Source organism: Protofrankia sp. Cr2 (genome assembly GCF_963555885.1).
Lineage (GTDB): Bacteria > Actinomycetota > Actinomycetes > Frankiales > Frankiaceae > Protofrankia.
The window spans coordinates 53,865-66,184 of record NZ_CAUVXG010000029.1 but is presented as its reverse complement, the minus strand read 5'-3'; the positions used below and the strand labels follow the sequence as shown (position 1 = coordinate 66,184).

Genomic DNA, 12,320 nt, shown 5'->3' with positions numbered 1-12,320 from the left:
AGATCGAGGTCCTCGGCGCGGTCTCCACCAACGGCCTGACGATCGCGTCGGCGCTCACTCCATGAGGTCGCCGGAGCCGATCCCGAGTTCGCGTTCCAGATCCGCCGGGCTGTGGTCACGTAGGTAGTCGGAGAATTTCCGGGCCACCAGACTCATGTGTTCCTCGACGGTCTTCCGATCGATGTAGAGGCGTTTGGCGATGCTGGTGTACGGCTCGCCGCGGGCGCGTGCCCGAAGGACCTCACGTTGCCTGTCGGTGAGGTCGGGCAGGACTCCGGTCCGGCTGACCGCCTCCGCGAGGCCGGTCACCGCGGTGGTGAGCACCATTCGGCCGGCTGCGATCGCGTCGACGGCGTCGACCAGCCGCGCAGGGCGTTCGGATTTGTGGACGATTCCCCGTGCGCCCACGCCAAGGCAGCCCGCGAGCACCAGCGGCCGGCGTTGCCCCGTGTAGATGAGTACCCGGTAGCCGGCCTCGGCGACCGCCGCGACCGCGCGGCGGCCGTGCACGGGGTCGGGACGGCCGCTGTTGCCGCTCAGGTCGAGGTCGACGAGGACTGCGTCCAGCGTGTCGGCGCTGGGCTGCACAGCCAGGACACGCGGCGCCAGGGCCAGGAACTCGTCGACGGTCCTCGCAGCGACAACCACATTCAGCTCCGGTACCAGCAGCGGCAGTGAGTCCCGGTAGACTGGCTCATCGTCGACCACGCCGATACGGCGCAAACACGCTTTATCGCGTTTGTCTGCTGTCGTCATTTCTTCTCCCTCGAAAGCCGTACGAACGTCCCTTCTCCGGGTGCCGATTCGATTTCGACCTGGCCCCCGATGGACGCGATCGCCGCATATACCTGTTGTGACAGGCCGAAGCCTTCCGGGCGGGTGTTCGGATCGAATCCGATGCCGTCGTCGCGGACGCACACCTCCCAGCTGTTTCCCTCGGTCTCGGCATGGATGACGACCTCGCGGGCCTGAGCATGCTGGCGGACGTTGAACAACAGGGTCCGGACAGCACTACTGATGACATCCACATCGGCCGCTGGAATGGTGTCGCGGGCGAGGTCGACGTTTAGAACAGGATCGAGGTCGGCGAATTCGTCCGCGACGGCCTCAAGCTCGGCGATGACGCCGCTGGAACGCCGCAGCTGGGTGCCGAGGTAATGGCGCATTTCAGCGGCGAGCCGCAGGGCCTGGCGTCGCAGGACGGCCCGAGCGTGTTCATTAAGGTCATCGGCCGCGAGCAGTTCCAGCGCCGATGCCGGGTCGTGGATCAGCTTCTGTACCCGGAGCCGTTCCGCCTCTGCGGCGAACACCACCGCTGTGGACCGGGCGGAGTCCGCGTCCCGGCCGAGCCTTCGGGTGTACCCGGCGACGAGCCGGACGAGAACAGCGAAGCCGATATAGGCCACCGAGTTCGTGAGTGTGGTGAGGCGCATATCGTGGTCGCCTGCCGCCGGGAGGCTGGTCATCAGGAAAACCGTGCACAGCAGGCTGGCGGCGGCGAGTGTCTGCCACCAGCGGCGGAAGACGATGGCCGCGCCCGAGGCCATCGGGATGGTTGTGGCGAAGCCCGGGTTCCCCCAGCTGGACGAGGCGGTTCCGGTAGTGACGAAAATCATGACGCTGATGAGAAAGAGCACGCCGAACGAAAGGTCGACAATGCCGAGCCAAGACTCGTCGAATCGTCCGCGTCGCCAGATGCGCCGGCTGACCACGGCCGCCTCCGCTACGAGCAAGCTCAGAGATGCGACCGTGAGCATTTGATGGTCGGTCCGCTCGATGATCAGCTGCAGACCCACTGCGACCTGGATGATATTGAAGCAGCGCAGGCCGATGTAGGTGATGACTAGCCCACGCTCGACCCCGGCTTCGGATGTGGGCAGTGCGTAGATTTTGTCAACAGGCAAACCGTGGACACCCTCTCATCATCAAATCATCGACAATGAATGTCGACGCTACCGGTTCGGGGGTGTAGGTTACCCTGGGATTTTCCGGGTCCGAACGTGGATCATGTTCCACCATTGTGGTCAACGTCCATCGTGGTCAGCGGCGGGTGTCGGGGGGCACCCGCCGTCATCCGGTCGCGAGCGAAAAAAGTCAGGGGCGCAGGTGGCCGTGTATTGCAGGGTGAGCGAACCCGCCGTAGCCGTATTGGTCGGACTGGCCGTGCTTGTCAGTCTGGCCGCATGCGGGGGTGGCGGTCGGGTGGTGTCCGCGCGTTCCGATGCCACAGCCAGCGCTGGCCCGGTGACACCCGTCGCCACGACGCCGGTAGCGGCCTCCAACCCGCCGTCACGCGCCTTTCTGGTTGCACTGGGATGTTCGGGCATGGGAAACACCCATGGTGCGGGCTTCAGTCTGCTGCTCCTCTCGCCGGATGACGGTTCTCTCGTCGAGACGCGCACATTTCCGCTGACGTCCACCGACAGCACTCTCTACAGCTGTGACAACGCGACAAGCCATGATCCCCGAACCGCGTGGCAGATCCGTTCCATGTTCGATCGGGCGTGGTCTCGACTCGCGGTACTACGGGGAAACGCGGACGGAACCCAGAACATCGGCTATGTGGACGGTACGGGTGCCTTCACCACGGTCGTCGGAAACAGTTCGTCCTTCTCCTCGACGTCCCACCGGCGCGGCAGCCTGGCATTCGGCCGGGACGACGACCGGATGTACTACACCGAAGACAGGCGAATCCTCACGGTGGACGCGAAGGCCGGTGCCGCTCCGGCAGAGATCGGAGTTCTACCGGAAGGCACCTACCAGTCGTGGCCGGTTGCCACGCGGAAGGTCGCGACGTCTTTCAAGGCGGAGGTCGAGTACCTTCCGTCGCCGGACGGCGGGTTGATGGCGATGCTGCGTTATCCCGCCAACGGGTCGAGTGATCCGACCGGGTTTCCGCACGACATCATCATCCGATCCTCTTCCGGAGACGTCCTGCAGATCGACTCCGAAAAGGTGGTGGGCCCGGTGGTGGGTGACCGGCGGTTCGCCGAACAGTGCGATCCCGACCAGTGGTTGGACAACCGCACGATCCTCTGCCGTACTGATTTCGGTCACGGCCTCAGTTACAGCACGACGACCTATGTCGGGGAACGCTTCGGGATCGTATCCCTTTCGGATGCCGGCGTTCCCGGCGAGATGCGCATCGTGCTGCCGGCGAACGACCGGTACAGCGGTTCTCCGGTGCGGCTCGGAGACAAGCTGTACTTCACCTCGAAGCGCAACAGTGCGTCGTCGCTCTATTCGGTTCCCGTCGCCGGAAAGGAGAGCGAACCCGCCGACATCGGCCCGGTTCCGGCCGATGTCGTCATGATGCTCGGGTCGCTCAGCTGATCTTTCCAGGCTCAGGCGGCCGTTCAGTCGTCGGCAGGGCCGAAGGCAGCGCGATGATGTTTGTGCGCCGCCGGAGGCTTCTCAGTCGGCAGGGCCGAAGGCGGCGCGATGATGTTTGTGCGCCGCCGGAGGCCTTTCAGCCATCGCCGAGGCCGGCGGCTTCGAAGGCGGTCAGGGACGGGCGGATGGTCGCGGTCGGCCGGCCTGTCGACACCAGCGGGTCGAGGGTCTTCAGGCCGTCCCCGGTGTTGAAGATGACGGTTTCGGCGTCCGGGTCGAGCAGCCCCTCGCGCAGCAGCCGCGCCAGACAGGCGACGGTGACGCCGCCGGCGGTCTCACCGAAGACGCCCTCGGTACGGGCGAGCAGGCGGATGCCATCGATGATCTCGGGGTCGGTGGCATCGGTGATCGCACCGCCGGTCCGTCGGGCGACGTCGAGTGCGTACGGGCCGTCCGCCGGGTTGCCGATCGACAGGGATTTGGCGATGGTCGACGGCTTCACCGGGGCAACCGTGTCAACCCCGCGGGCGAAGGCCGCGGCGACCGGGTTGCAGCCCTCGGCCTGCGCGCCGAAGACCCGGTACGGCGTCGGCTCCACCAGGCCGAGGCGGCCGAGCTCACCGAAGGCCTTGTCAATCTTGGTCAGCAGCGACCCGGAGGCGATGGGCACCACGACCTGCTCGGGCAGCCGCCAGCCGAGCTGCTCGGCGACCTCGTAGCCGAGAGTCTTGGAGCCCTCCGCGTAGAACGGCCGCACGTTGACGTTGACGAACGCCCATTCGTACTCGCCGGACAGCTCGCTGCACAGGCGGTTCACGTCGTCGTAGTTGCCGTCGATCGCGACCAGCGTGCCGCTGTAGACCGCGGTTGACACGGTCTTGCCGTCCTCGAGATCGTGCGGGATCAACACCACTGAGCGCAACCCGGCGGACGCGGCATGCGCTGCCACGGACTGGGCGAGGTTGCCGGTGGAGGCACAGGCGACCGTGACGAAACCGTGCTCGCGAGCGGCCGACAGTGCCACCGAGACGACCCGATCCTTGAAGGAGTGGGTGGGGTTCGCGCTGTCGTCCTTGACCCACAGTGCCCGCATTCCGAGTTCCGCGGCGAGTCGGGGAGCCGGGCGCAGCGGCGTCCAGCCGGCTCCGAGCGACACCCGGTACGCCGGGTCGTGGCCGGCGGGAAGAAGTCCGACATAGCGCCACAGATTGGTGGGCCCGGCCTCGATGGATGCCCGGGTGACCCGGCGCAGCAGGGCCTCGTCGTAGGCAATCTCCAGCGGGGCGAAACACTCGACGCAGACGTGCGTCGGGGAGAGCGGAAATGTGGCGCCGCAGTGCCGGCACGCCAGGGAGACCGCCGGATTGGCGGATTGCGAACCGATCGTAACGGGGCGCTCGGGAGCGACTGTCATGGGTGAAACTCCTCATCTTTCCCGAGAGCCGGTTGCGTCTCGGGTCGGAATTAGCACCTGCCTCGCACGGATGCGGGTGGTTGCCGGGGCTTCACTGGGCCGGTCCCTCTGCCCCTCTGGATGAGCCGGATGAAGTTGTCAGTCCGTACTGTAGACCGAGTGCGGCGTGATGTGCACCGTTGGTTCGAGCGTCGAACGTATGACGGGCGTGACTTTTCGCCCGTCCGGTTGCTGGCCCGCAAGGAGGCTCCGATCAGCGTGGTGTTGCCCGCGCTGAACGAGGCCGCCACGGTCGGCATGATCGTTTCTGCGATCCACCGCGATCTTGTTGTCGGGGTGCCGCTCGTCGACGAGATCATTGTTATCGATCCGGGGTCGGTCGACGCGACCGCGGCCGAGGCGACCGCCGCGGGTGCGGTAGTGATCGTGGAGGAGCGGATCCTGACCGGCCACGGGCGGATCGCGGGCAAGGGTGAAGCCCTGTGGAAGTCTCTGTACGCCTCGTCCGGGGACATCGTGGTCTTCATCGACGCGGACCTGGAGGACTTCGACGCCCAGGTGGTGACCGGGCTGCTGGGGCCCCTGTTGACCGAGCGGGAGGTGTCCTATGTCAAGGCGTCCTACGACCGGCCGCTGGCGGGCGGCCTGCTGCCCGGCGGTGGTGGGCGGGTCACCGAACTCGTCGCGCGCCCCCTGCTCAACATGCACTGGCCGGCGTTGGCCGGGTTGGTGCAACCGCTCGCGGGCGAGTTCGCCGGCCGTCGGGCACTGCTCGAGCGGCTGCCGTTCGTCTCCGGCTACGGAGTCGAGTTCGCCCAGCTGGTGGACGTCCTCTCCCTCGCCGGAGCGGATGCGATCGCCCAGGTCGAGGTCGGACGAAAGCTCCACCGTCACCAGCCCGACGAAGCTCTCGGACGCATGGCGGCCGAGATCATCCAGACGGCATGGACCCGGCTGGGTGCCCACGGCCCGGCTCCGGGGCAGACGCTGACCCAGTTCCGTCGCTGTGACGGCGGGTTCGAGCCGCACACCCACCGGGTTGAGGTGCGGGAACGTGCCCCGATGATCACAATTCCGGAGTATGTCGCTCGCAGGGCGCTCCGCAGGGATGGACCGTGATGAGAATCGAAGATTCGATCTTTCGAACTTTGTAAGATTAATAAAGGGTATTCCGGCGTACAAACCTCGAAAGATCGCCAGCGCCAGCGCCAGCGCCAGCGCCAGCGCCAGCGCCAGCGGCACGAGCAGGAGGACATCGCTGATGAGCATCCGGGTCGTCTACACCGATCTCGATGGGACCATGCTTGGGCCGGCCGGGTGCTTCTTCCGGAACGAGGACCACTCCACCACCCTTGATCCGGCTCGCGCCCTCATCGACCTGCACCAGGCGGGCATCGCGCTGGTGCTGGTCAGCGGCCGGACCAGGCCGCAGCTGGTCGAAGCCGGTGCGATCTTCGGCGCGGACGGCTTCATAGCCGAGCTCGGGGCGATCGTCGGCTGGGATCATGGACGGCACAGTCAGGTCCTGCGTGGAGCCATGCCAGCCGATCTGGACCAGATACCGGATCCGCTCCTTGCCGCGCTGGTCGCGCGGTATCCGGGACGCCTGAAGCTGTACCGACCCTGGCACCGTGGACGCGAGGTCGACATCATGCTGCGGGGCAACGTCGACGTAGCCGAGGTGAACCTATGGCTCGTGGCGGAGGGTTTCGACTGGTTGACCATCCGGGACAACGGCATCATTTCGTGGGCTGCCATGCCGGCTCTGGACGATGTCCCGCACGTCTATCATCTCGTTCCCGAGGGCGTCAGCAAGGGTGCCGCGGTGGCCTTCGACCTGGCCCGCCGCGGGTTCCGTCCGGAGCAGGCGATCGCGATCGGCGACTCCGCCAGCGACCTGGCCATGGCCGACCAGGTCGGTCGCATGCACCTGGTCGCCAACGCGTTGCGACACACCGATCTCGTCGGGTTGTTGCCGGGCTACGACAACGTTGTCGTGGAGGATGGCACGCTCGGTTCCGGATGGGCTGGTGCGGTCCGCTCGGCGCTGCCGACGGCGCGGCCCGCCACGGTCTGATCCGCTGCCAGCCCGAGACGCCAGGTGTCCGACGACGGCGAGCAGGAAGAGGACGGCCGCGATCGCGTAGGAGTTCCCGACCAGCAGCTGCCAGCCGTGCCAGGAGTACTCGCGGTCGTGCTCGTACGGCAGCCACCACATCGGAGCCAGGACGAGCAGAGCGAAGCCACCGACTGCCGCGAGCCGCCCCCCGCGTGGCCCGGTCGGGCCGGCCAACCAGGCCAGCGCGGGCAGCGCCCACAGCCAGTGGTGGGTCCAGGAAATCGGCGAGACGAGTAGTCCGGTGATGCCGCACACCGTCCAGCCGAGCAGGGGCTCGTGGCGGCGGGTGGCCACCACCGCCAGTCCGATCCCGGCGGCTGCGGTGCTCAGCGTCACCAGTTGAAACCAGATCTCGTCGTGCACGGCATGACCGGCAAGGCGGGTCGCCACACCGGACAGTGACTGGTTGCCCGCATACGCGATCCCGCCGACGTGAGACGGGTCGAGCGCCAGTCTGGTCCAGAACCGCACTGAGTCCGCCGGGGTGGCCAGGGCTGCCAGCGCGGAGCAGGCGCCGAAGGAGAGCGCGGCCACGCCCGCGTCCCGGCGCCTGCCCATGGCGAAGAGGTAGGGAACGAAGATCAACGGAGTGAGCTTCACCGCCGCGGCAATGCCGATCAGCGCACCTGAGGGCAGCGGCCCGGACCTGCGACGCAGATCGAGAATGATCAATAGCATGAGCGGGATGTTGATCTGGCCATAAGCGAGATTGCTGCGGATCGGCTCCACGGCCAGTAGGCCCACAGCCAGTAGGCCCACGGCCAGTACCGCTGGCCGCCCGACCGCAGGCGGCCTGGACTTGAGCGGGTCGGTGCGGGCCGCGCCGAGCACCTGACGGGTCAGCTCCGCCAGACAGGTCAGCAGGACCAGCGCCCAGATGGCCTGTGCTGCCGGTTTCGGCGGGACGGCAAGTGGGCCGAACAGCACGGCGGCGAACGGCGGGTAGGTGAAGGGTAGGCCGGTGCCGGGCATGATCTGGTCATATAGGGGCAGATGATGCAGGAACGCGTCGCCGCCCAGGCGGTACACGGCCAGGTCGATGCGGGTTCCGAACGCGAGTAGGCCGACCAGGGCGAGCAGGCCGACGCCGAGCAGGACCGTGGCCGTGTTCAGGCGCGCGCGCATGCCCGTCCTCCCTTCTCGTGTTCGGGCGTCTTGTCTGGATCCTTACCGGCACCCGCAGGTGCCGGGGCACCTGAGGATGCCGGCGTCGGACGATGCCAGCGCCTGACGATCCCATCGTCTGACGATCCCAGCGCTTGCGGGGCCGACGCTTGCGGGGCGCCGGTGCCGGCCGATGTCAGCGCTTGAGGGTCGTCGTGGACCAGCTGTCCCGGCGCCGTGTGAGTACCACCACCGCGATCAGCACGAGGGCGAGTGTGCTGATCGCGATCACCGGCGCCTGGCGTTGGAGCCACGGTGTGGCTCCAGGTAGGTTGGCGAACAACAGTTCGCAGTGTGGGAGGGCGAGAAACGCGCCGACCGCGGACGCCGTGCCGAGCAGGCTCATGCGGACCTGGCCGGTTGCCATGGCCAGCGGTATGAGCCCCCAGGTCAGATACCACGGGTACAGGACGGGGCCGAGAACAGCCAGCGTCAGCAGGCCCCAGCCGACAGTAGCGGTGAGGTCACGTGCGCGGATGGTCGCCAACAGTCGCAGCATCACCCCGGCGGTGAGCACGATGCCGGCGGTCCGGGTCAGGTTGAGCGCCTGAGCAAACTGGATCTTCATGTCGGCGATGTCGCCCAGCCTTGCGAGCCCGTCGGCAAGGCCGACCGTCGGTGCGTACAGCGTGAGGCCCGAGGCGGGAGTTGCCGCCGAACGTAACCAGCCGAGCCCGTCCGGAATCAGCAGGACGAGGACCAGCCCGGATGTGCCGACGACGCCGACGTCGCGCGCCACCGGCCGCATCCGTGCCCAGAGCCGTGCCTGCGCATTCGGCTGGCGGGCGTCGGGAGGACCGGTGTTGCGCGGGCGGGTGCCCGGTGCCGGGGTTCCTGCATGCCACACGGCGACCGCCACGATTGCGAACGCCGCCGGCCACTTCACCGCGGTAGCCGCGGTAAGCAACATCATGGACGCTATCGGGCGCGCTGCCCGGGCGGCCAGCAGGCCGACGGCAAGCAACGCCACCATGATTGCTTCGAGGTGGATAGCGCCGAGGAGCTGCAGGATGACAACCGGGCTGCCGGCAGCGGCGAGGGCCAGTGGCCGTCGCTGGGGATCCGCGGCCCGTGCGACGCACCCGAGAATCACGACGACACCGGCGAGCGCGAGTGCCCTCAGGATCAGGACCGTTCCCACCACGGTCCCGCCGGACAGCGCATAGGCGCCCTTGAGCAGGGCGAGCGCCAGGGGCCCGTAGGGTGCCCGGGACATCCGCCAAACCGGGTCGCTCGCGAGCAAGCTGGGTTGGTGACCCAGAATAATCGGACCATTCCGATACGGGTTGAGATCGGCGGTGAGCATGGCGCCGTGCGCCACATAGCTGTAGACGTCCAGACTCAGGATAGGTGGACCCACAGCGATAGGCAGACACCAGACGGCGATGACGATCGCGGTCTGACGGAGCGAGATCGATCCCCTTCTGGTCAGCAGGCACAGCTGCAACCAGCCGACGACGAGGAGCGCGACGCCGATGAGCATGAAGGCGGGCAGGGCTGACGCACGATCGAGTCGAACCGGGATGAGTAACCCGAACCAGTCGGTAGGCAGTTCGACCCCGGAACGCAGCGCGAGCCGCCCCGCCGTGGCGACGACCAGGCACACGCCAGCGAGCCCGAGCAGCCCGGGTAGGAGCGGCTCACTGTGCCCGCCGGGCATGCGCCACCCGAACTCGGCCGGTTTCGTGCGGCTTGAGCCGTCATGAGGGTACGTGGTCGGGACGCTACCGCCCCGCTGGATGACGCCCGCGGAGGGCCGCCTGGACCCTGCCTCTGTCATCTGCTCGCGTGCGCGGCACGGCACACGAGACAACCGTAGTCATATGACATTTTATGTTGATTCCGTCGAAAAGTAGGTTAACTCCGGGCTGTCAGTCGGTGGACCGTCATGTGGCACTACTGTCATGTGGCACTACTGTCATGTGGCGCCGGTGTCATGTAGCAGTGATGTCATGTAGCAGTGATAGCGAATCGTAGATTACTACCATATAGTAAGTTTTTATCGGATTCAGTCCGGTGTGGCTGGTGTGGCCGACGCGTGGGCGAGGTGTGATCGCACCGGGTCGGGCCGGCGTGGGGCGGCCTGGTACGCGATGGCCTGGTGAAGATCCTGAAGGCATGCCCTAGTCTCCGGGTGTGCGTCATATCACGGGGGTTGACGAACTGGCACGCTCCGCGCCTATCGGGACGGCCCGTGTGCTCGTTGCCTCCAACCGCGGGCCGGTGGCGTTCACTGCGGACGATGATGGCTCATTGACCGCGCGTCGCGGCGGTGGCGGGCTTGTCAGTGGCTTGCATGCGGTCGCGGGCGAGGATGCCACGTCCGGGGGTACGACCGGTGGCAGTGGGCTGGTGTGGGTCTGCGCGGCGCTGACCGAAGCCGATCGGCGGGCCACCCGCCTGGCCCCGCAGGGACGGCTCGATCTCGCTGGCCATGACACCGGCGGCGCCGCGGTGTGCATGCTCGATGTGGACCGGGTCGTGTTCGAGCGGGCCTACAACGCCGTCGCCAACCGGACACTCTGGTTCGTCCTGCATCTTCTGTATGCGCCGGCATCCCAGCCGTCTTTCGGCCCGGCGTTCGAGCAGGATTGGCTGGCGTACGAACGTTACAACGCGATGTTCGCCGAGGCGCTGGCGCGTGAGGCGGCACCCGGCGCGGCCGTACTGATCCAGGACTACCACCTGACTCTTGCGCCCGCGCAGCTGCGTCGCCTCCGGCCGGATCTGCGGATCGCGCACTTCAGTCACACCCCGTGGGCGCCGCCCGAGTACTTCCGGATGCTGCCGGATGACGTCGCCCGCGCGGTCCTTGACGGCATGCTCGGCGCTGACCAGCTGGGCTTTCTGACCGCCGCGTGGGCCGAGGCGTTCTGTCGGTGCGCCCGGGCGATACTCGGCGCCGACATCGTCATGGACCAGGACATCGAGACAGCCCGGGACGTCGAGACGGCCGGCACCACGGGCCTGCCGCGGCTGCGATACCGCGGCCGTGTGGTCCGGATCGGCGTCCACCCGCTCGGGGTCGACGGAGCCGCCCTGGCGCAGCGCGCTCACGGGCATGACGTCGCTGCCCGCGCCGCCGAGATGGGGGAATTGATCGCCGGTCGCCGGGTGATCGTGCGGGTGGATCGGACCGAGCTGTCGAAGAACATCGTCCGCGGTCTGGAAGCGTACCGGGAGCTGTTGCGTCAGCATCCACGGTGGCGCGGCCAGGTGGTGCACATCGTGTGCGCCTACCCGTCACGCCACGATCTTCCCGAGTACCGCGAGTACACGGCTGCGGTCCAGCGGATCGTGGCGGAGATCGAGGACGAGTTCGCGACCGCTTCCTGGTTGCCGCTCCGGCTCGAGGTCAACGACGACTATCCACGGTCGCTGGCCGCGTTGTCACTCGCCGAGGTCCTGGTGGTGAATCCGATCCGGGACGGGATGAACCTGGTTGCCAAGGAAGGCGCCGTGCTGTCGAGGTCCGGGGCCGCGCTGGTGCTGTCCCGCGAGGCCGGGGCGTGCGCGGAGATGGCCGCCGATGCACTGGTGATCAATCCGTTCGACGTGTGTGAGACGGCGGCCGCCATGCACGCCGCGCTGCTGATGACCGCTGACGAGCGGCGTCGCCGGTGCGAGCGGCTCGCCGCCGTCGCCAGCCGGCTTCCCCCGCGCCGGTGGTTTCGAGAGCAGCTCGAGGCCCTGCTTGCCTGACGGCGCTTGCCTGACGGCGCTTGCCTGACGGCGCTTGCCTGACGGCGCTTGCCTGACGGCGAGAAAACGCCCCTGTTGCCGGGCGCTCTCAGGCGATGCGGTCGGCGAGAAGGTGCAGCAGCGCGATCACCCCTTCCGGACCCGGAACGACGAGATCTGCCTGTTCCCGCAGCTGAGCCGGAACCTCCGGACCGTCGCTGCACACGGTCAGACCCGGCACCCCGGTAGCCCGCAGCTGGTCGACCGCGTCGAAAGCCGGTAGGTCGCCGATGTCGTCACCTGCGAACAGGACCGAGCGGGCACCCAGTTCCGCCACCCGGTCGCGCAGTGTCCGTCCCTTGTCGTGGCCGGGCGGACGCAGTTCCAGTACCCGTTTGCCGGGCGCAGCCTCGAGCCCGTGGTCTGCGGCGAGGCTGGTCAACGCGGGCGTGAGAGCCGCCAGGGAGGCTTCCGGGTCGGAGGTGCGACGCACATGTACGACGAGCGCGTGCTTCTTGTCCTCGACCACGGTGCCGGCGGGCGCGTCCTCAAGCACCCGCGGCAGGGCGGCCCTGACCGCAGCGACCCCGGGTAGTGGCTCGGGGCTCG

Annotated in this window: 9 protein-coding genes, 1 pseudogene and 1 riboswitch; of the genes and pseudogenes, 4 read left to right on the top strand and 6 right to left on the bottom strand. The window is 67.6% G+C overall.

All coding sequences use genetic code 11. The features are described 5' to 3' along the window. Positions 1–54 precede the first annotated feature (54 nt). Both U9978_RS14620 and U9978_RS14615 read right to left on the bottom strand, forming a co-directional pair. A complete protein-coding gene (locus U9978_RS14620; protein ID WP_322761669.1) occupies positions 55–756 on the bottom strand; it encodes a response regulator transcription factor in 702 nt (233 codons plus the stop codon). Next, positions 753–1,904, bottom strand: a complete 1,152-nt coding sequence (locus U9978_RS14615; RefSeq protein ID WP_322761668.1) for a sensor histidine kinase — start codon at positions 1,902–1,904, stop codon at positions 753–755. The genes U9978_RS14620 and U9978_RS14615 overlap by 4 nt, the downstream gene beginning before the upstream one ends. Positions 1,905–2,124: 220 nt before the next feature. Between U9978_RS14615 and U9978_RS14610 the strand changes: the two genes are divergently transcribed. Then, complete coding sequence (locus U9978_RS14610) at positions 2,125–3,333, top strand: hypothetical protein (protein ID WP_322761667.1); 1,209 nt, start codon at positions 2,125–2,127, stop codon at positions 3,331–3,333. 136 nt (positions 3,334–3,469) lie between these two features. On the opposite strand, the gene thrC is transcribed toward U9978_RS14610, so the two are convergent. After that, the gene (gene thrC / locus U9978_RS14605) at positions 3,470–4,747 is read right to left on the bottom strand and encodes a threonine synthase (RefSeq protein ID WP_322761666.1); all 1,278 of its coding nucleotides are present in this window, start codon (positions 4,745–4,747) and stop codon (positions 3,470–3,472) included. 9 nt (positions 4,748–4,756) lie between these two features. Beyond that, positions 4,757–4,874: riboswitch (SAM riboswitch) on the bottom strand. Between the two features lie 2 nt (positions 4,875–4,876). On the opposite strand from thrC, the gene U9978_RS14600 reads away from it, so the two are divergent. Together U9978_RS14600 and U9978_RS14595 are read left to right on the top strand one after the other, a co-directional pair. Then, entirely contained in the window at positions 4,877–5,866 is a 990-nt protein-coding gene (locus U9978_RS14600) for a glucosyl-3-phosphoglycerate synthase (RefSeq protein ID WP_322761665.1), read from the top strand. Between the two features lie 142 nt (positions 5,867–6,008). After that, entirely contained in the window at positions 6,009–6,824 is an 816-nt protein-coding gene (locus U9978_RS14595; RefSeq protein WP_322761673.1) for an HAD family hydrolase, read from the top strand. A gap of 276 nt (positions 6,825–7,100) precedes the next feature. Here U9978_RS14595 and U9978_RS14590 read toward each other — a convergent pair. Both U9978_RS14590 and mptB read right to left on the bottom strand, forming a co-directional pair. Continuing rightward, positions 7,101–7,838: pseudogene (locus U9978_RS14590) on the bottom strand (glycosyltransferase 87 family protein); the annotation flags it as partial. A gap of 328 nt (positions 7,839–8,166) precedes the next feature. Continuing rightward, positions 8,167–9,690: a polyprenol phosphomannose-dependent alpha 1,6 mannosyltransferase MptB gene (gene mptB, locus U9978_RS14585; protein WP_322761664.1), complete on the bottom strand. Its 1,524-nt coding sequence runs from the start codon at positions 9,688–9,690 to the stop codon at positions 8,167–8,169. Positions 9,691–10,226: 536 nt separating this feature from the next. Between mptB and U9978_RS14580 the strand changes: the two genes are divergently transcribed. Then, a complete protein-coding gene (locus U9978_RS14580; RefSeq protein WP_322761663.1) occupies positions 10,227–11,732 on the top strand; it encodes a trehalose-6-phosphate synthase in 1,506 nt (501 codons plus the stop codon). 88 nt (positions 11,733–11,820) lie between these two features. On the opposite strand, the gene U9978_RS14575 is transcribed toward U9978_RS14580, so the two are convergent. Further along, positions 11,821–12,320: trehalose-phosphatase (locus U9978_RS14575; protein ID WP_322761662.1), on the bottom strand; the 500-nt coding region annotated here is incomplete at its 5' end.

Bases quoted from the DNA above. Each gene is read 5' to 3' on its own strand.
- thrC (WP_322761666.1), bottom strand. From the start codon at position 4,747: ATGACAGTCGCTCCCGAGCGCCCCGTTACGATCGGTTCGCAATCCGCC.
- mptB (WP_322761664.1), bottom strand. From the start codon at position 9,690: ATGCCCGGCGGGCACAGTGAGCCGCTCCTACCCGGGCTGCTCGGGCTC.
- U9978_RS14620 (WP_322761669.1), bottom strand. From the start codon at position 756: ATGACGACAGCAGACAAACGCGATAAAGCGTGTTTGCGCCGTATCGGC.
- U9978_RS14600 (WP_322761665.1), top strand. From the start codon at position 4,877: ATGAAGTTGTCAGTCCGTACTGTAGACCGAGTGCGGCGTGATGTGCAC.
- U9978_RS14595 (WP_322761673.1), top strand. From the start codon at position 6,009: ATGAGCATCCGGGTCGTCTACACCGATCTCGATGGGACCATGCTTGGG.